Genomic DNA, 19,460 nt, shown 5'->3' with positions numbered 1-19,460 from the left:
ACGGCCTTGCCGAGCGTATCTTCCCTACCTGCCGATTCCCCGGTGTTGCTGGTGCAACTGTCGGACAGCCACCTGTTCGCAGACGCCGGCACGACGCTGCTGGGCATGAATACACGTGCAAGCTTCGCGCGAGTGGTTGAACAGGTGCTGGCCGAGCAGCCGCGCATTGACCTGATGATCGCCAGCGGCGATCTCTCTCAGGACGGTACGCTGGAATCCTACGAGGTCTTCAAGCAGATGACCGCGGCCATCCCGGCACCGGCACGCTGGTTCGCCGGCAATCACGACGAGCCTCATGGCATGGAAGCGGCCGCCAGGGGCACCGAGTTGCTCGAGCCTGTGGTGGACATCGGCAACTGGCGAGTCACGTTGCTCAACTCCGCAGTGCCCGGCTCGGTACCCGGATACCTGGCCGATGACCAGTTGCAGCTGCTGGCCCAGGCGCTCAGCGAGGCGCCGGAAAAGCATCACCTGATCTGCCTGCATCACCACCCGGTGCCGATCGACTGCCAGTGGATGAAAGACATCGGTCTGCGCAATCCCCACGCGCTGTTCGAGGTGCTGGAGCGCTTTCCCCAGGCGCGGGCATTGCTGTGGGGGCATATCCACCAGGAAATAGACCAGGAGCTCAATGGCCTGCGGCTATTGGCTTCGCCGTCTACCTGCATTCAGTTCAAGCCGCGCAGCGAGGACTTCGCCCTGGATACGCTGGCGCCGGGGTATCGCTGGTTGCGGTTGATGCCCGACGGGCACATCGAAACCGGTGTGTCGCGGTTGCAGGGGTTCGAGTTCGAGCCGGATTTCAGTTCAACCGGGTACTGATCCGGATCTGCGGCGACGCTATCGCGGGTAGAACCCGCTCCCACAGGTGATCTCACTGTGCCAAGAGCGTGCGCGCCTATGTGGGAGCGGGTTCTACCCGCGATAGGACCAACACCCACCCAACTGACACACACTGATGGCCCGCCTCCAGCGCCGACAGGGTAAACTGCGCCCCTCTCATTGTTCCGTGGGCCCCTCCATGCCAGGTTCGATTCTCTACATTCATGGTCTCAACAGCTCACCGGCCTCGCAGAAGGCGTCACAGATGAGCGCCTTGATGGCCCGTATCGGTTGCGCTGCACAGCTGCGGGTGCCCGCCTTGCATCATCACCCGCGCCAGGCCATTGCCCAGCTCGAAGCGGCCCTGGGCGAGCTGGACGCGCCGTTGCTGGTGGGAAGTTCGCTCGGCGGCTACTATGCGACTCACCTGGCCGAACGGCATGGCTTGAAAGCCCTGTTGATCAACCCTGTGGTCAATCCGCATCGCCTGTTCGACGGATACCTGGGCACCCAGACCAATCACTACACCGGTGAGCAGTGGCAGCTCACGCAAGACCACGTGACGGCGCTTGCCGAGCTGGAAGTGCCGGCGCCAGTGGATGCCGAGCGTTACCAGGTCTGGCTGCAGACCGGTGATGAAACCCTGGATTACCGCCAGGCCGAAGCGTTCTACCGAGCCTGCGCCCTGCGCATCCAGGCCGGTGGCGACCATGGTTTCCAGGGCTTCGCCGAGCGTCTGCCGGCGCTGCTGAGTTTTGCCGGCGTCGAGGCCGAGCGGTACCAGGCCATCGATTTTTCGCAACTTTGATCTTTTTTTTCACGAACGACTGACGACGAGACCCCATGGCCAATCCCAGCGCTAGCGCCTATAACGCAGACGCCATCGAAGTCCTCTCGGGCCTCGACCCGGTGCGCAAACGCCCGGGCATGTACACCGACACCAGCCGACCGAACCACCTGGCCCAGGAAGTCATCGACAACAGTGTCGACGAAGCCCTGGCTGGCCACGCGCGTTCGATCCAGGTGATCCTGCACGCCGACCATTCCCTTGAAGTGTCCGACGACGGCCGCGGCATGCCGGTGGACATCCACCCCGAGGAAGGGGTCAGCGGCGTCGAACTCATCCTCACCAAGCTCCACGCCGGCGGCAAGTTCTCCAACAAGAACTACCAGTTTTCCGGTGGCCTGCACGGGGTGGGTATCTCGGTGGTCAACGCCCTGTCCAATCAGGTGCGGGTCAGGGTCAAGCGGGACGGCAACGAGTACCAGATGACCTTCGCCGATGGCTTCAAGGCCACCGACCTGGAAGTGGTCGGCACCGTCGGCAAGCGCAACACCGGTACCAGCGTGTACTTCGCGCCGGACCCCAAGTACTTCGACTCACCCAAGTTTTCGGTCAGCCGCCTCAAGCATGTGCTCAAGGCCAAGGCCGTGCTGTGCCCCGGGCTGCTGGTCAGCTTCGAGGACAAGGGCACCGGCGAGAAGGTCGAGTGGCATTACGAAGACGGCCTGCGCTCCTATCTGGTGGATGCGGTGACCGAGTTTGCCCGCCTGCCCGACGAGCCGTTCTGCGGCTCCCTGGCCGGCAACAAGGAAGCGGTCGATTGGGCCCTGCTGTGGTTGCCTGAAGGCGGTGACAGCGTGCAGGAGAGCTACGTCAACCTGATTCCCACGGCCCAGGGCGGCACCCACGTCAATGGCCTGCGCCAGGGCTTGCTGGATGCCATGCGCGAATTCTGCGAGTTCCGCAACCTGCTGCCGCGCGGTCTCAAGCTGGCGCCGGAAGACGTCTGGGAGCGCATCGCTTTCGTGCTTTCGATGAAGATGCAGGATGCCCAGTTCTCCGGCCAGACCAAGGAGCGACTGTCGTCCCGTGAAGCGGCGGCTTTCGTTTCCGGCGTGGTCAAGGACGCCTTCAGCCTGTGGCTCAACGCCCATCCCGAACTGGGCATGCAGCTGGCCGAACTGGCCATCAGCAACGCCGGGCGGCGCCTCAAGGCGAGCAAGAAGGTGGAGCGCAAGCGCATCACCCAGGGCCCGGCATTGCCAGGCAAGCTGGCCGACTGCGCAGGCCAGGACCCGGCCCGTTCCGAACTGTTCCTGGTGGAAGGCGACTCCGCCGGCGGCTCGGCCAAGCAGGCTCGGGACAAGGAGTTCCAGGCCATCCTGCCGCTGCGCGGCAAGATCCTCAACACCTGGGAAGTGGACGGCAGCGAAGTGTTGGCCAGCCAGGAGGTGCACAACATCGCCGTGGCCATCGGCGTCGATCCGGGCGCCGCAGACATGAGCCAACTGCGCTACGGTAAAATCTGCATCCTCGCCGACGCCGACTCCGATGGCCTGCACATCGCTACCCTGCTGTGCGCGCTGTTCGTCCAGCATTTCCGTCCGCTGGTGGACGCCGGCCATGTCTACGTCGCCATGCCGCCGCTGTATCGCATAGACCTGGGCAAGGAAATCTATTACGCCCTGGACGAAGCCGAACGCGACGGCATTCTCGACCGCCTGGTGGCCGAGAAGAAACGCGGCAAGCCGCAGGTCACCCGCTTCAAGGGGCTGGGCGAAATGAACCCGCCGCAGTTGCGCGAAACCACCATGGACCCGAACACCCGGCGCCTGGTGCAGCTGACCCTCGACGACTTCGCCGGTACCACCGAAATGATGGACATGCTGCTGGCCAAGAAACGCGCCGGCGATCGCAAGAGCTGGCTCGAATCCAAAGGCAATCTGGCCGAGGTTTTGGCTTGATCAGAGCGGCACTCACAGCGCTGTTCGCGCTGGCCCTGCCGGCGCTGGCTCAGGCGGGGTCGCCGACTGCGGCGCCCGAGTTGACCCTGCTCGGCGAGCACACCGTCGATGGCATGCCGGCCGGCAATCTGTCGGGTTTGGCGCAGTGCCGCGGGGCGTTGTGGGCGGTGTCGGACCGTGACGACCAGGTGATGTACCGACTGAACACTTCGACGCCCGACTGGCACGCCGCGGCCGTTGGTTTCGAGGCGCCTGCGGTACCGTCCAGCGAGCTGCCGCTCGGCCTGCGCATCCGCGCCTGGGCCGCCTCGTCCGTTCGAGGCGGCGACCTGGACTTCGAAGGCATCAGCTGTGACGCCCAGGGCAATCTATATCTGGTCAGCGAAGCCCACGCCGCGGTGCTGCAGGTGCCGCTTGCGGGCCAGCCGCAATGGCTGCGCCTGGACCCCGGCCTGGTTCGTCAGGCGCGGGGGAGCGGCATGTTGCTGCGCTTCAATGCGCTGTTCGAAGGCCTGGCGATCAACCCCGGCGGGGATCGTCTGTGGCTGGCAGCCGAGCGCGAAGGGCGTGGTCTGCTGGTAACGCACAAACGACAGACCACCTGGGATTGCGACGGCGGCTGCGTGCTGCTCAGCGAGTCCGGGCTGGAGACGCTGCCGGCGCAGTTGTCCAGCCACACCCAGATGCCGCGCGACTTCTCCGATGTCACCTACTTCGATGGCAAGCTGTTTACCCTCGAACGCAACGCCTACCGGATCTGCCGCCGGGACGCCAACAGCGGGTCGCTGGAGCGCTGCTGGTCGTTCGCGGCCGAGGCGTTGCTGCCCTCGCGCCGCTATGATGCCCCCTACGGCCTGACCGAGGCCCTGGCCATCGATGTCGACGGTGCCTGGGTCGGCACGGACAACAACCAGTGGAGCCGCGCCGACGGCGAACGTCGCCCAGTGGTCTGGCGCTTCGCGGCCCCGGCCGGTGGCTGGAGCGCGGCGCCATGAGCCAGGCGACACCGGGCAGGCGGGCTGGCAAGGTGCTGATGCTGCTGGCCTGGGCGGCGGGGCTGTACCTGGCCACGCAGTTCTTCGGCGACTGGGAACAGCGTCGGCAGAACCCCAACCAGCACGTCACGTCCCAACACGGTGACGGCTATATAGAAGTGCAGTTGGCGGGCAATGGCCAGGGCCATTTCGTCAGCGCTGGCACGATCAACGGCCAGCCGGTGCAGTTCATGCTCGACACCGGCGCCACCGACGTCGCGCTGCCCGAGGGCGTCGCCCGTCGGCTTAACCTGAGCCGCGGTGCGCCGGTCTCGGTGAGCACCGCCAATGGTCGTGCCGAGGGCTGGCGCACGGAGATTGCCACCCTGCAACTGGGCGATATCCAGTTGCACAACGTACGCGCCCTGGTGGTGCCCGGCTTCGAGGGCAACCAGGTGCTGCTGGGCATGAGTGCCCTCAAACAACTTGAATTTACCCAGCGCAGCGGCAACTTGTTGCTGCGCCAGACCACGAAATGATGAGGCCCGCATGAGCGACTCCCTTGATCTCAGCCTTGATGGCGTAGAACGCCGCTCACTGGCTGACTTCACCGAACAGGCCTACCTCAACTACTCCATGTACGTGATCATGGACCGTGCCTTGCCGCATATCGGCGACGGCCTCAAGCCGGTCCAGCGACGCATCGTCTATGCCATGAGTGAGTTGGGGCTGGACGCCGACGCCAAGCACAAGAAGTCCGCCCGTACAGTGGGTGACGTGCTCGGCAAGTTCCACCCTCACGGTGACTCGGCCTGTTACGAAGCCATGGTGCTGATGGCCCAGCCGTTCAGCTACCGCTACACCCTGGTGGACGGCCAGGGTAACTGGGGTGCGCCGGACGATCCGAAGTCCTTCGCCGCCATGCGCTACACCGAGGCGCGACTGTCGCGTTACTCCGAAGTGCTGCTCAGCGAGCTCGGCCAGGGCACCGCCGACTGGGTGCCGAACTTCGACGGGACCCTGGACGAACCTGCGGTATTGCCGGCGCGACTGCCCAATATCCTGCTCAACGGCACCACCGGTATCGCCGTGGGCATGGCCACCGACGTTCCACCGCACAACCTGCGTGAGGTGGCCAGCGCGTGCGTGCGCCTGCTCGACGAGCCCAAGGCAACGGTCGAGCAGCTGTGCGAGCACATCCAGGGACCGGACTACCCGACCGAAGCGGAGATCATCACCCCGCGCAGCGACCTGCTGAAGATCTACGAAACTGGTCGCGGCTCGGTGCGCATGCGCGCCGTCTACCGCATCGAGGATGGCGACATCGTCGTCACCGCGCTGCCTCATCAGGTCTCCGGCGCCAAGGTGCTGGAGCAGATCGCTGCGCAGATGCAGGCCAAGAAGCTGCCGATGGTCGCCGACCTGCGCGATGAGTCGGACCACGAACACCCTTGTCGCATCGTCATCATTCCCCGCTCCAACCGGGTCGAAGTCGACGAGCTGATGCAGCACCTGTTCGCCACCACCGACCTGGAGTCGACCTACCGCGTCAACGTCAACATCATCGGTCTGGACGGCCGTCCACAGTTGAAGAACCTGCGCGCGCTGCTGGTGGAATGGCTGGAGTTTCGCGTCAACACCGTGCGCCGCCGCTTGCAGTTCCGCCTGGACAAGGTAGAACGCCGCCTGCACCTGCTCGATGGTTTGCTGATCGCCTTCCTCAACCTGGACGAAGTGATCCACATCATCCGTACCGAGGATCATCCCAAGGCCCGGCTGATCGAGCGTTTCGCCCTGACCGAGATCCAGGCCGACTACATCCTCGACACCCGCCTGCGCCAGTTGGCTCGCCTGGAAGAAATGAAGATCCGCGGTGAGCAGGAAGAGCTGGCCAAGGAGCGCGCCAAGCTGCAAGCGCTGCTGGGCAGCGAGAGCAAGTTGAAGAAGCTGGTCCGCGCCGAGCTGATCAAGGACGCTGAAACCTACGGTGACGAACGCCGGTCGCCGATCGTGCAGCGCTCCGAGGCTCGCGCACTGTCGGAAAACGAATTGATGCCCACCGAGCCGGTCACTGTGGTGCTGTCGGAAAAAGGCTGGGTGCGCTGCGCCAAGGGCCATGACATCGATGCCACCGGGCTCTCCTACAAGGCGGGCGACGGTTACAAGACCGCTGCCGCAGGGCGCTCCAACCAATTTGCCGTGTTCATCGACTCCACCGGCCGCAGCTACTCGGTGGCGGCACATACCCTACCGTCTGCCCGTGGCCAGGGCGAACCGTTGACCGGCAGGCTCACGCCGCCGCCGGGGGCCAGCTTCGAATGCGTGATGTTGCCCGACGACGAGGCCTTGTATGTAATCGCCTCCGATGCCGGCTACGGTTTCGTGGTCAAGGGCGAAGACCTGCAAGCCAAGAACAAGGCGGGCAAGGCGCTGATCAGTCTGCCAAACGGCGCCAAGGTGATCGCCCCGCGTGCGGTGGCCGACCGCGAACGGAACTGGCTGGCAGCGGTGACGACCGAGGGTCGCTTGCTGGTGTTCAAGGTCAGTGACCTGCCGCAGCTGGGCAAGGGCAAAGGCAACAAGATCATCGGTATTCCCGGCGATCGCGTGGCCAGTCGTGAAGAGTATGTGACAGACCTGGCGGTGGTGGCCGAAGGCGCTACGCTGGTGCTGCAGGCTGGCAAGCGCACGCTGTCGCTCAAGCCTGACGATCTGGAGCATTACCGTGGCGAGCGCGGACGACGGGGCAACAAACTGCCTCGCGGCTTCCAGCGGGTCGATGGATTGGTGGTGGAGAACCCATAGCCCAAAAGCGTCTTGTGGGAGCTGGCTTTCGACGTCGTGTGGCAGCTGGCTCGGCCTGCGACGGTTCCCACGGCTTTTGGTTTTTTGCCGCCGTTCGACGCACAAGCGCTGGAGTCAAATCGCATTTTCGCGGATGATAGGGCCTTTCGAGGAGCCGACCGAGTCGCGCCCCGAACGAATTCGTTGGGAACTACTGCGGGCGCCGTGTGGTGCCCGCCTGGATGAAATGATGAATTTTTTGCGCCTTCCTGTGGTGTTATTGCTGAGTGGCGTGTTGGGTTTGGCAGGGTGCGCCGTGCATCAGCCAGTGGCCCTTTACCAGCTCGATAGCGGCAATCCAGGGCAACCGAAAGAAACGAAAGGCATGGCGGTCCTGTTGGGGCCGGTGTCGGTCGCCGATTACCTGCAACGTGAAACCCTGCTGCAACGGCAGAAGGACGGCAGCTTGACCGCCGCTACCGATGGCCGTTGGGCAGGTAGCTTGTCCTCTGATATCGACCAGTTGCTGCTGCGTCAGGTCGCCTGGCGGCTGGACAGCCAGCGCGTCGTGCTGGCACCGACGGCGGCGAACTTCACGCCGGATGCGCAGGTATTGCTGTCCATCACGCGTCTGGATTCAGGCAGCGCTCAGCCGGCCATCCTCGATGCGCAGTGGCGGGTACTGGATCGCCGCGGTCAGGTACGTGACAACCGTATCGTGCACCTCGAAGAGAAGCACGATGGTGGTACGGCCGCCCAGGTTCAGGCCCAGGGCGTCCTGTTGCAGCGCCTGGCCGAGCAGTTGAGCGTGGCGCTCAAGCCATTGGCCAACCAGCCGGTGATTGCCGAGGAGCCGCGCAAGGCCGCCCCGGCGCAGGTGCGCAAGGAAGAGGAAAAGCCAAAAATTCCGATGGCCACACCGATTCGCACGGACCTGGAAGTGTTCAGGTTCTGATCTGAAGTATGTAAAAAGCCCGCTGTGAAAGCGGGCTTTTTTGTGGGCTCGGGATTTGTGCTGAAGGCTCCCCTCACCCCAGCCCCGGTCTCAGCTGATCCGCGCCAACTGTCGTTCCAGCAGCGACGGATAAGGCTCCAGCAACCGCTCCACACAACAAGCCCCTTCGGGACTGGCGATTGGGCGGATTCGGGCGCGCTGGCGGATCAGCGGGTCGTCGCTGATCTCGCGCACCACCAGCAGCAGGTTGCGACTGTGCTGCGACAGCGCGAGGGCATCCTGGGCCGACTCGGTCAGCAGCAGGTCGATTGGATTTAGGCCGTACACCTCGTCACTCAGCACCAGGCCCAACTGCAGCTGCAGGGTGATCCCGCTGTCGGCGACCTCTACCTGCAAGGCATGACCCAGGGCGCGCAACAGCTCGCCACAGCAAATGGCATTGGTGAGGTAATCCTCGCCACTGTTTTCGCTGTGGAACAGCATCAGGGTGCTGCCGTCGTTGAGCGTGTGCACTTCACTTTCATACAGCGAAGCCGCCTGTTCCAGGCAATCGCGATAGCGCTCCAGCAGCTCGGTCAGGCGCGCGCGCGGCAAGCGCCGCAATTGCTCCTGGGCACCCAGTTGCACGGCCAGCACGGCGCTTTGCGTCTTGACCTTGACCACGGGTGCGACCGGCGGCCGAGCGACGGCGGTCGACGTTTCGCGCAGGTCCGAGAACGGGTCGTCGCCGAAGTCTTCCTCATCCTCGTCGGCCATGATCTGCCGGGTCACCGGTTTGGCCGGCAGGGCAGGGAAGGGGCCTGGCTTGGCCGCGCGGGGGGCCGGGGTGGGCGGCTGTTCCTGCTCGTACTCTTCCTCCATTTCCGGCTCGGGCTCGGGCTCCGGTTCGCGGGGCTCTGGGGCCAGCTGTGCGTGCAGCTGGCGGGCCAGGTCGCCGATCTCGTCGGTGCGCTGGGTGGCCGGGGTGAATTCATCCGGGTTGCGCAGCCAAACCCGCAGTTGCAGCAGGGGCGTGGAGATATAGCGCCCCAGGCGCAGGCTCAGGGCCAGGGCCAGCACCAACAGAATACCGCCCAGGATCGCCATGCTCTGCAGGCTGATGGTCAGCGGCTGCTGGAACTGGTTCATGTCCAGGCTGATGCGCAATTGCCCGGCAGGCACGTCCTGGAAATTGATCTTGGTTTCGTACAAACCCTGGCTCTGCCCCAGCAGCCCGCTTTTCGGGCGCTGGCCGGCTTCGGCCAGAATGCGGTTGTCCGGGCTGAAGATGGCGGCATGGGCCACCAATGGATTCTTCACCAGGTTGTTGAGCAGCACGTTGAGGCTGAGGATGTCGTTGGACACCAGCAGCTCGGTGGCGGACGTGGCCGTCTGCGTGGTCAGGCTCTGCCCCACCGCGTCGGCCTGCTCGTGCATGGCCTGCTTGAACTGCAAGCCCATCACGCAGGCGTAGATCACCAAGGCGATGGCAACCAATACGATGTTGGTGAAGGCGATGCGCAGGGCCAGCGGCACACGTCGGTGGCGCAAAGCCCGGAAGATCAGCAGGAAGAAGTTGTCGGTTTTGACTGGCGTAGGCCGGTTCACTGAGCGCGGCTCTTTTGTCCGTGAAGTTGTGGCGCAGTATAACGACGACCCTCCAAGCGGCAAAGCGCTGGCTGTGCCCGATGGTCACTGAATCGGGGTAGAATGCGATTTTTTTCATGAAAGAGGCTGCGTCTTGCGCGAAATCGTCCTGATCAACATCACCGCCCAGGAGCGCCCGGGCCTCATTGCAACGTTGAACGCCGCGCTGGGCGAGGGCCATGCCTTCGCCGATGGCGAGCGCAATCCCGCGGCGGCTCACGTGTTGACGGTGATGGGGCGGGCGGTAGATCCCCAGGCGTTCGTGCGGGTGCTACCCCTGCTGTCCGAGCACGGCCTGGCGCTGGCCGGTGTGGAGCGGTTGTCCAATCCTGAAGGGGCCAACGCCTGTTTCGAGCTGACCTTGACCGGTGACCTGCTGGAACCGCTGAAATGGCGGGCGCAGGTATTGAACCTCAGCCAGGAACTGGGTCTGGACATCGTGCACCAGGCGGAGTCGGTCCATCGACGTCAGCCGCGTCTGGCGGTGTTCGACATGGACTCGACCCTGATCGAGGCCGAGGTCATCGATGAGCTGGCCAAGGCCGCGGGTATCGGCGAGCGTGTAGCGACCATCACCGAACAGGCGATGCGTGGCGAGATCGACTTCCGTGCCAGCTTCACCGCGCGCATGGCATTGCTCAACGGCCTGGACGTGGCCGTGCTGGATGACATCGGCGCCCAGTTGCGCCTCACCGAGGGCGCTGAACGCCTGTTTGCAGAGCTCAACCGCATGGGCGTGAAAACGGCCATTCTTTCCGGTGGCTTCACCTACTTCGCCAAGCAGGTGCAGGCCAAGCTCGGCATCACCTATGTCTTCGCCAACGAACTGCAAGTGGTCGATGGCAAGTGCACGGGCGTGGCCGTCGAGCCCATCGTCGACGCCCAGCGCAAGGCCGACCTGCTGCGGGAGCTGGCGGCCCAGGAAGGTGTGACACTGGAGCAGACCGTGGCTGTGGGCGATGGCGCGAACGATCTGGCCATGTTGGCGATCGCCGGGTTGGGCGTGGCGTTTCGCGCCAAGCCGCTGGTGCGTCAGTCGGCGCGCCAGGCGATCTCGGTGTTGGGGTTGGATGGGGTGTTGTATTTGATGGGGCGGCGGGACGGTTGATTGGGTTGCCTTGGGGGAGAGGGGCGACTTTGGACGCGGCTTACGCCGCTGCTACGGTTAGAGGTCTTTCCATAGGGAATCGAAGTCTTCTTCCGGCGCTACTTCGCCCGGCACGGCGCCAACCGGTTTGACCTGTTCCAGATGGCGGTACTCGAACTGGTTGAAACTGCCGGTACTGGTCAGCTTGCGGCTCAGCCCTGCCGGGCGCTCCTCGCCGTTGGTGTTGATGATCACCTTGTTGCCTTCCTGAAACGGCATGCGCGGCGCCAGCAGTGAAGCTGGAATGTCGATGGCGCGGATTTCCGGCAACAGCAGCCCGCGCAGGAACTGGCTGTTTTCTTCACTGGTGCGCACCAGTTGCAGGCCACATGGCTGTGCGTGCGGGGCCACCAGCTCGATGCCCATCTGCGTGCCGCCACTGCGTACCTGCCTAATCCAGCGCACCACCGCCACGCTCCAGCCTTGGGACGGCGCATCCTGGATGCCGATCATTTCCCCAGCCTGCAATTGCGGCGGCACTTCCCTGGGCCAGGCCAGGCAATAGCCGCCGGGGCTGTGATTGATGATCTGCAGCGCGTAGGTCGGGTAGTTCTGGTCGTTGTTCGATGCGCCGGCCGCGCTGGTGCCTTCGCTGCGGGGCAGGTCGTACTCGATTTCCTCGTAGTCGCTGCGATCGCTGCCAAGGGTACGGTTCCAGTTCTGCGTGGCAGCGCCGGGCACGAATTGCGCGCTCTGGCCGGCCGCCGGACGCTTGAGCACTTCGCTGAAGGCGCGCTCGCCGCCAATGTAGAAGTGCAGTGCGCTCATGCCGATGCACAGGGTCAGGTTGCCCTGGCCTGGCGTGCGCTGGAACGTACGCTCGGACACGTCGCCCCAGGCGGCGGCCAGATGCTGCAACAGGTCGATACTGAAATTGCTGGGTATGAGTCGCGATTGCGCGCGCTGTTCGGCAGACATGTCCAGGTATTGCTTGATCGCATCGACCAACGCAATGGGGTCCAGCCCTACCAGTTGCGGCAGTTGTTCTTCGGTGAACAGGGTCTTGTAGCGCGGCGGGCCATCGACGCCCGGCGCCAGCGCGAACAGGCTGGTCGGCGCCTGGGCAGGTTGCACGCGCACCAGGGCAGCCCAGGGTTCGAGCACCTCGGCTAGCCGGGTAATGGCGTTCTGGCGCATCTGATTGCAGCGCGAACTGCCCAGCAGCAGGGCGGCGGCGTAGGTTTGTTGCACCGTCAGGGCCCGACCATTGCTCGCCAGGGCATCGTTGACGGCGGTGTTCTGCAGGCCATGGACCAACGCAGCCTGGTAAAGCTGATGCAGTTCCAGCCAGACCCCGTCCGGAACCGGGCAGTACAGCAGGCTGGCCCGTACCAAGGGGCCATTGAGGCAATGCATGGCGCGTTGCGTGGCGGTGGCCAGCAATGTGCCGCGGTCCTTTGCATACTTGCTCGAGACCCGCAGCACGATCTGCTTGTAGCCGATCGCCAAGTGGTTCTGCAGCGCTTGGCAGAGGTTGGCGACTTTGCGCGCGCGCTCGTCCAGCACGATGGTCTGGTTGAGAAAATGGCGCTCCAGGTGCTTGCACACGAAGTACACCTCGGGCCGCAGCAACTCCAGCAGTTGCAGACGGTTCTCGGAGGGTGTCAGCAGCTGGTTCAGTTCGCCCAGGCCTTGATAGAGCAGCCTTGCGGTTTCCCCCAGGTTGGCCTTGGGCAGCGTGGCAATCCAGCGCTTGAGGTCGCGCGGGGTGGCTTCGCAGAACGTCAGGCTCAGCTGCGATGGCGTCGGCGCGCGCAACAACAGATGGGGGCTTGGGCGGGACATCGATTGCTTCCTGGTTCAACCGGAGCCTGGGTTCAGGGCTCGCACAACGAATGATGAACGGCCATTCATTTGGCCATATTCATTGGACTCTATCAGCTATGGATAACAGCCGCAGCCTTGGTGTTCCCCAAGGCTGCGCCAGCGCCCTGGCGGGCGCCACCGAGCATCTTTCACTGCACCGCAGGAAGACCGATGCCCTGGCCCATGCTGACCGGTGACAGGTTGGCCAGGTGATGGGCCCATTTCACCTGCTCGGGACCGAACAGCACGACCACCGTGGAGCCCAGTTTGAAGCGGCCCATCTCGGCACCTTTTTCCAGATGGATCGGCGCGCGGGCGGCTTCGTCGTAGCGCACTGTCTTGAGTTCACGCTTGGGCGGCGTCACCAGGCCGGCCCATACGGTTTCCACCGAGGCCACGATCATCGCGCCCACCAGCACCATGGCCATCGGCCCGCGCTCGGTGTCGAAGATGCACACCACGCGCTCGTTGCGGGCGAACAGCTCCGGGACGTTTTCAGCAGTGGTCTGGTTGACCGAGAAAATACGGCCCGGGACGTAGATCATTTCGCGCAACGTGCCGGCCAGCGGCATGTGCACGCGGTGGTAGTCCTTGGGCGACAGGTAGATGGTGGCGAACTCCCCGCCCATGAACGGCGCCGCATTGGCGGGGTCGCCGCCCAGCAGTTCCAGCACGCTGAAGCTGTGGCCCTTGGCCTGGAAGATACGCCCATGCTCGATCGGGCCCAGCTGGCTGACGGCTCCGTCGGCGGGACTGAGGATGGCACCAGGGGTGGGGTCCAGTGGCCGTACGTCAGGCTTCAGGGCGCGGGTGAAGAAGGCGTTGAAGTTGTCATAGGCGGTCAGGTCTTCGACCAGGGCCTGGGACATGTCGACGTTGTAGCGCTTGGCGAACCAGGCGGTGAAGGCATTCTTGAACCAGCGCGCGCGGCATTCGGCCACGCAGCCCGCCAGGCGCGAGAGCAGATGGTGAGGCAGCAGGTACTGGGAAATGATGAACAAGCGGGATTTCATTGAGTGTCCTTAAACTTCGACGGGGGTGTCGGGGTGGTTGCCCCATTCGCCCCAGGAGCCGGCGTAGCCCTTGACGCGGGGATAGCCCAGCGACTTGGCCACAAGATAGGTGAAGCCAGAGCGGTGGTGGGTCTGGCAGTGGGTGATGATTTCCTTGTCGGCGGTCAGGCCCAGGTCGTTGAGGACGTCGGCGATGTCTTCGCGGATGCGCAGGTTGCGCGCCGGGTCCATGCCGGCAGTCCATTCGAAATTGACCGCGCCGGGCACATGGCCATTCTTCGCGGCGAGGGCTTTCTCGCCCGAATACTCCAGCGGCCCGCGGGCGTCCCACACTGCCAGGTCGGCTGCGCCCAGGCGGCTCTGCAGGTATTCGCGAGTCGCTGTGGGTTCGTCGTGCAGGGTCAGCTTGACCGGCCCGCCGGCGCTCGCCGGCACGTCCTGGCTCAGCGGCAGGTGCTGCGCGTCCCACGCCAGTACGCCACCGTTCAGATAGTGGTAGCGCCGGTGGCCGATGACGTCGAGCATCCAGATGAACCGCCCGGCCCAGCCGCCGCCTTCGTCGTCGTAGACTACGTAGACCGCGTCGGGGTTGTGTCCCAGTTCGCCGAACAGCGCTTCCAGTGAAGCCAGGCTGGGCAGCAGGCCCGGTGCCGGCGGCTGGCCGAGCTGGGTGCGTTTGGGGTCGACGAAGCGCGCCCCCGGAATGTGGCCGGCGGCATAGCGGGCCGGGCTGGTCAGGTCCACCAGTATCAGGTTGGCGTTGCCCAGCCGCGCGTGCAGCTCGGCGGCTTCGATCACCAGCGCCAAGCCAGAGAAATCAGGCATGTGAGGTCTCCAGACCAAGACAGAGTGGCGATTGTAGCGCAAGCCTCAGCGGCTGCGGTTGGTAAAGGTGGCCAAGGCGCGCTCGATACATTGCCCGGTTTTACCGAAAGCCTGCACGCTGACCTCGGCCAAAGGCCCGCCGCCCTGGTCGGCGACCAACAGCATCACGACCCGGCCGTTGTTCGTCAGCGAGCGCAGCAGCAGGTGCTCGCCGCGGAACAGCCCACGCAAGGTGGCCGGCAGCAGCGCCCAGAACTGCGCATGGTTGCCAGCTCCCAGGCGGAGCTGCGTGGGTTGCGCCATGAGCCGTTGCAATACGGTGCTGTTCTCGATGGTCAGGCTCAGCGCGGCGGCTTCCTTGGGCAGGCCGGCGATCTGGTGCACGCGCAGGCTGGTCAGGGTCTTGTCGACCATCAGCAGCATCGCCCGCTGCATGCCGCAGGCTACCAGCGCGTCTCGGGCGCAGGTGGTCAGGTGCATGGCATTGTTGAAGGGAGTCGGTTCGGCCAGCAGTTCGCCGCACAGCTTGCGCCACGTCACCAATGCCTCGGGGCTGGGCGGTGGCGCGGGTTGGGCGTCGCGGGGCTGGTGTTCCACGTGCCAGGGCCACAGCAGCGAGCGTGCCGGGTGCCACAGGTCGGGCATGGCGTGCAGGCGGGCGCTCAGCACGGCGTGTTGATGGATCTGCTGCTGCACCTGTTCCAGGGGGGCCTGGAGGTACAGGCTGGTGAGGTATTGCCAGCGGGTCATGTGGGCGTTGACCCAGGCATGCTGCGCGGCCAGGGCCAGACCGTTGGCCAGCAGAATGGTGTTGGCTGGCTGGTTGAGCCAGCGCCGCAAGGCCGGGTCGTCATCCAGTTGCTGTTGCTGGCGCAGGCGATGCTCGTTGTCCCGGGCGATATGCAGCACCTGGACCAGTGACTTGCGTTCGCTGAGCAACAGGCGATAGCCATGCAGTACCCAGGCCGGCAGCCGCCACTGCTCTGCGAGGGCCTGGCACAGGCGCACCAGGCGCACGCCAAACAACTCCAGCTCGACCTTGGCCGCCGGCTCGTGCTGGTGCACCACCCGCTGCTCCCATTGTTCGAGCAAGGCGGGGTAGGTGGCGGCCAGCGGCCACAGCGGAGACAGGAACAGCAGGCTGCCCCAGTGGATCTCCTGCCACAACCGCGCCAGGCGGGCGGCGAACATGCCGTTGGCCTGCTGGCTGGCGTGCTGGCTGATCATCTGCAATTGGCGCAGGGCCAGGGGAATGTCCTGAGGCTCCTGGGCAGGCAGTTGCGCCAGCAGTTGTTCGGTGCGCGCCAGCCCCAACCGATTCAGCGCCACCTCCAGGCTTTCGGCCGGCTCCACCAGGCTGCTTGCACCATGGCGGTTGGCTTCGCGCATGACGCTCAGTACCAGCGCGGGGCTATGCTGCATCAGGTCGGCAATGTCGCGCAGCGACCGGCGCCGATCACTGATCGCGGCGCGTACCTTGTCATGGCTGAGCCTGGGAATCGGCAGGCGTACGCTGTCGAGCAATGTGAGCCAGGCGTCGAGGTTGTGCGGTTTGGCGTTGGACACGATGCTTACCCGAGTGGAGTAAAGGGCCGAACTGGCTTTTGAATACTTGTGGCTATAGTCTGGCGCAGTTCTGCCGATAAGGAGAACAACAGATTGAACATCGGCTTGCGCCGACCCTCACACCGACTTTCTAAGTGCTTCTTATCCATGGCTAAAATTATCGGCATGATCGTCGTGTTCGCAAGCGTGCTCGGCGGATACGTTCTCTCCCACGGCCAGTTGGCCGCGCTGATCCAGCCTTTCGAGGTGATGATCATCGGTGGTGCAGCGCTGGGTGCCTTCCTGCAGGCCAACCCCGGCCCGACCACCATGCACGTGCTGAAAAAGTCGTTGTCGATGTTCAAGTCGCGTTTCACCCACGCGTACTACCTGGAAGTGCTGAGCCTGATCTACGAGATCCTCAACAAGAGCCGCCGCGAAGGCATGATGGCCATCGAGGCCGATATCGAAGACGCCGCCGCCAGCCCGATCTTTGCCAAGTACCCGACCATCCTCAAGGATGAGCGCATGATCGCCTTCATCTGCGATTACCTGCGCATCATGTCCTCGGGCAACATGGCGCCTCACGAGCTCGAAGGCTTGTTCGACATGGAATTGCTGAGCATGAAGGAAGAGCTCGAGCACCCGTCCCATGCGGTCACCGGTATTGCCGATGCCTTGCCGGGCTTCGGTATCGTGGCAGCTGTATTGGGCATCGTGGTCACCATGGCCTCGCTGGGTGACGGCGACAAGGCTGCCATCGGTGGTCACGTGGGCGCTGCGCTGGTCGGTACCTTCCTGGGTATCCTGGCCGCCTACGGTTTCTTCGGCCCGCTGGCCACCTGCCTGGGCCACGACGCCAAGGAAGAGATGAACGTGTACGAGGCGATCAAGGCGTCGCTGGTGGCCTCGGCCTCGGGCATGCCGCCTTCGCTGGCCGTGGAGTTCGGCCGCAAGGTGCTGTACGGCGCCCATCGCCCCAGCTTCGCCGAACTCGAACAAGCCGTTCGCGGTCGCTGAGTCATGGAAAACAACCAGCCGATCATCATCAAGCGCGTCAAGCGCTTCGGCGGCGGGCACCACGGCGGGGCGTGGAAGATTGCCTTCGCCGACTTCGCCACGGCGATGATGGCGTTCTTCCTGGTGTTGTGGCTGCTGTCCAACGCCACACCCGAGCAGAAGATTGCCATTGCCGGTTACTTCAAGGATCCGATCGGCTTCACCGAAAGCGGTACGCCCTACGTCATCGACCTCGGCGGCTCGCCACAGTTGTCGCCTGAGCAGACGCTGAACCCCGAAGTCGACGTAACTCCGCCCAAGCCGGAAACCTCGAATCAGGTGGATGCCGAGCAGGCCGAGTCAATGGCCGAACAGGTCGAGAAGGAGCGGCTCGAGCTGCTGCTGCAGGAGCTGCAGAACAAGGTCAACGAGAACCCTGAATTGCAGAAATTCAAGGACCAGATCCTGTTCGAGATCACTCAGGATGGCCTGCGCATCCAGATCATGGACGCCGAGAACCGACCCATGTTCGACCTGGGCAGCGCGCGGTTGAAGCCGTATTTCGAAGACATTCTGCTGGCCATGGCCGACACCATCAAGGCGGTGCCGAACAAGATCAGCGTCAGTGGCCACACCGATGCCAAACCCTACGCCGGCAGCGCCAGCGGCGGCTTCGGCAACTGGGAGCTGTCGTCCAACCGCGCCAACGCCGCACGTCGCGCGCTGGTAGCCGGCAGCTACCCGGAGGATCAGGTGGCGCGGGTGGTGGGCTACGGATCGTCGTCGCTGTTTGATCGCAAGAACCCACTGAACCCGATCAACCGCCGTATCGATATCATCGTGCTGACCAAGAAAGCCCAGCGCGATATTGAAGGCGAGCAACCACCGGCTGAAACGCCGGCACCGAACGCTACGGCGCCGGCCGGCCAGCCTGGCGCCTCGGCCATCGATCCGACTGCGCCCGTGCAACCCCGTGAACTGCGCCAGCGGATGAATCTGTTCGAAGACGGCTCCCTGAAGATGGATGAGCCGGGCAAGCCTGGCCAGTAACCCAGGGTCGTCGCGGTCTAGAAGCCGCGACCAATCCGTTCTCTGAGCCCCCTGTGGATATCCATTGCGCGGACGTCGGTCGGTTGGCTGGCGCTTCTGATCGGCATCTTGAGTGCGGCTTCGCGATGATAGGCCTCTATCAGGAAGTCCAGCTGCTGAGGCCGGCTCAGGATGGGCCAATGCTCCAGGTATTCGGGCAGGGCTTCGTCACCGACCTGATAGAAGCACACGCGCTTGTCCAAGGCGCTGGCTTCGCCCACGGCGAAGGGTATCCACCAACGCCACGCACCGGCGCGCGACAGGACCAGCATCAGGTGAGTGCAGCCGCGCACATGGCCGGTGACGGTTTCGGTGACATGCAGTGTGCTCAGGGACTCGAAATCCAGCACGTCCATGCGTACTTCGATGCCGGCTCTGCGCAGATGCTTCCTGACCCTCAGGGCATGGCCGTAGTCATCGTGCCGGTAGCCGATGAACACGCTCATTGTGGCCGGCTCAGCGGGGTGTTCAGGGCGACGGGCAGTGTGCGGGGAACTGGTCGGGGCATGGTCGGCCTCCATCATCGATGCTGGAGGGTCAACGATTGTTCATGCACGCCCCACGGGCAAGAGATGTCAGCAAAAAGAGAAACCCCCTACCAGCGCAGGTAACTTTTCCTACACTCCGCAGCGTCCGTGACCTGTAGCAGCGGCGTAAGCCGCGTCCGGCCCCCCCGCGATCCACCTGACACTCCACGGTGTCCGTGACCCGGCTCACGCCGGTGCTACAGGCTTGCGGCGTACGCCGCGTCCATCGCCCCCGCGCTCCGCCTGACACTCCAAGGCGCCCGTGACCCGGCTCACGCCGGTGCTACAGGCTTGCGGCGTACGCCGCGTCCATCGCCCCCCGCGCTCCGCCTGACACTCCACGGCGCCCGTGACCCGGCTTACGCCGGTGCTACAGGCTTGCGGCGTACGCCGCGTCCGTCGCCCCCCGCGCTCCACCTGACACCCCACGGCGTCCGTGACCTGTAGCAGCGGCGTAAGCCGCGTCCGGCCCCCCCGCGCTCCACCTGACACCCCACGGCGTCCGTGACCTGTAGCAGCGGCGTAAGCCGCGTCCGGCCGCCCCGCGATCCACCTGACACCCCACGGCGCCCGTGACCCGGCTCACGCCGGTGCTACAGG

Annotated in this window: 16 protein-coding genes; 10 read left to right on the top strand and 6 right to left on the bottom strand. The window is 64.5% G+C overall.

Annotated elements, in window-relative coordinates:
• Window positions 1-6: 6 nt before the first annotated feature.
• The 7 genes from cpdA (at window position 7) to B3397_RS21140 (ending at window position 8,283) form a co-directional block, all read left to right on the top strand.
• A complete protein-coding gene (gene cpdA / locus B3397_RS21170) occupies window positions 7-822 on the top strand; it encodes a 3',5'-cyclic-AMP phosphodiesterase (RefSeq protein ID WP_296253740.1) in 816 nt (271 codons plus the stop codon).
• Window positions 823-1,021: 199 nt separating this feature from the next.
• Window positions 1,022-1,630 (top strand): YqiA/YcfP family alpha/beta fold hydrolase, encoded by a 609-nt coding sequence (locus B3397_RS21165; RefSeq protein WP_296253739.1) that lies wholly within the window; start codon window positions 1,022-1,024, stop codon window positions 1,628-1,630.
• A 35-nt stretch (window positions 1,631-1,665) separates the two neighbouring features.
• Window positions 1,666-3,570, top strand: a complete 1,905-nt coding sequence (parE, locus tag B3397_RS21160) for a DNA topoisomerase IV subunit B (RefSeq protein WP_296253738.1) — start codon at window positions 1,666-1,668, stop codon at window positions 3,568-3,570.
• Window positions 3,567-4,565 carry an esterase-like activity of phytase family protein gene (locus B3397_RS21155; RefSeq protein ID WP_414704423.1) on the top strand — a complete coding sequence of 333 codons (999 nt, stop codon included), beginning with the start codon at window positions 3,567-3,569 and terminating at the stop codon, window positions 4,563-4,565. The genes parE and B3397_RS21155 overlap by 4 nt, the downstream gene beginning before the upstream one ends.
• On the top strand, window positions 4,562-5,083 hold the full coding sequence (locus B3397_RS21150) for a retropepsin-like aspartic protease family protein (RefSeq protein ID WP_296253737.1): 522 nt from the start codon (window positions 4,562-4,564) through the stop codon (window positions 5,081-5,083). The genes B3397_RS21155 and B3397_RS21150 overlap by 4 nt, the downstream gene beginning before the upstream one ends.
• 10 nt (window positions 5,084-5,093) lie before the next feature.
• Window positions 5,094-7,349: a DNA topoisomerase IV subunit A gene (gene parC / locus B3397_RS21145; RefSeq protein WP_296253736.1), complete on the top strand. Its 2,256-nt coding sequence runs from the start codon at window positions 5,094-5,096 to the stop codon at window positions 7,347-7,349.
• Between the two features lie 229 nt (window positions 7,350-7,578).
• Window positions 7,579-8,283: a PqiC family protein gene (locus B3397_RS21140; protein ID WP_296253735.1), complete on the top strand. Its 705-nt coding sequence runs from the start codon at window positions 7,579-7,581 to the stop codon at window positions 8,281-8,283.
• Between the two features lie 90 nt (window positions 8,284-8,373).
• Here the strand turns inward: B3397_RS21140 and B3397_RS21135 are convergent, their stop codons facing one another.
• Window positions 8,374-9,870: a histidine kinase gene (locus tag B3397_RS21135; protein ID WP_296253734.1), complete on the bottom strand. Its 1,497-nt coding sequence runs from the start codon at window positions 9,868-9,870 to the stop codon at window positions 8,374-8,376.
• Window positions 9,871-10,003: 133 nt separating this feature from the next.
• On the opposite strand from B3397_RS21135, the gene serB reads away from it, so the two are divergent.
• Entirely contained in the window at window positions 10,004-11,017 is a 1,014-nt protein-coding gene (gene serB / locus B3397_RS21130) for a phosphoserine phosphatase SerB (protein WP_296253733.1), read from the top strand.
• 57 nt (window positions 11,018-11,074) lie between these two features.
• Here the strand turns inward: serB and B3397_RS21125 are convergent, their stop codons facing one another.
• The 4 genes from B3397_RS21125 to B3397_RS21110 all read right to left on the bottom strand — a co-directional run bounded on the left by B3397_RS21125 (window position 11,075) and on the right by B3397_RS21110 (window position 16,266).
• Complete coding sequence (locus B3397_RS21125) at window positions 11,075-12,841, bottom strand: molecular chaperone (protein WP_296253732.1); 1,767 nt, start codon at window positions 12,839-12,841, stop codon at window positions 11,075-11,077.
• 170 nt (window positions 12,842-13,011) lie between these two features.
• Window positions 13,012-13,875 (bottom strand): archaetidylserine decarboxylase, encoded by an 864-nt coding sequence (gene asd / locus B3397_RS21120; protein ID WP_296253731.1) that lies wholly within the window; start codon window positions 13,873-13,875, stop codon window positions 13,012-13,014.
• Window positions 13,876-13,884: 9 nt separating this feature from the next.
• A complete protein-coding gene (locus tag B3397_RS21115; RefSeq protein ID WP_296253730.1) occupies window positions 13,885-14,700 on the bottom strand; it encodes a rhodanese-like domain-containing protein in 816 nt (271 codons plus the stop codon).
• 45 nt (window positions 14,701-14,745) lie between these two features.
• Window positions 14,746-16,266: an HDOD domain-containing protein gene (locus tag B3397_RS21110; protein ID WP_296253729.1), complete on the bottom strand. Its 1,521-nt coding sequence runs from the start codon at window positions 16,264-16,266 to the stop codon at window positions 14,746-14,748.
• Window positions 16,267-16,413: 147 nt separating this feature from the next.
• Between B3397_RS21110 and motA the strand changes: the two genes are divergently transcribed.
• Together motA and motB are read left to right on the top strand one after the other, a co-directional pair.
• Entirely contained in the window at window positions 16,414-17,265 is an 852-nt protein-coding gene (gene motA, locus B3397_RS21105) for a flagellar motor stator protein MotA (protein ID WP_296253728.1), read from the top strand.
• Between the two features lie 3 nt (window positions 17,266-17,268).
• On the top strand, window positions 17,269-18,294 hold the full coding sequence (gene motB / locus B3397_RS21100; protein ID WP_296253727.1) for a flagellar motor protein MotB: 1,026 nt from the start codon (window positions 17,269-17,271) through the stop codon (window positions 18,292-18,294).
• 17 nt (window positions 18,295-18,311) lie between these two features.
• Here motB and B3397_RS21095 read toward each other — a convergent pair whose 3' ends face one another.
• Complete coding sequence (locus tag B3397_RS21095) at window positions 18,312-18,779, bottom strand: molecular chaperone Tir (protein ID WP_296253726.1); 468 nt, start codon at window positions 18,777-18,779, stop codon at window positions 18,312-18,314.
• Between the last annotated feature and the right edge of the window lie 681 nt (window positions 18,780-19,460).

The sequence above is a fragment of the Pseudomonas sp. UBA4194 genome, assembly GCF_002379585.1.
Classification (GTDB): domain Bacteria; phylum Pseudomonadota; class Gammaproteobacteria; order Pseudomonadales; family Pseudomonadaceae; genus Aquipseudomonas.
This window is presented reverse-complemented; position numbering and strand designations above follow the sequence as displayed.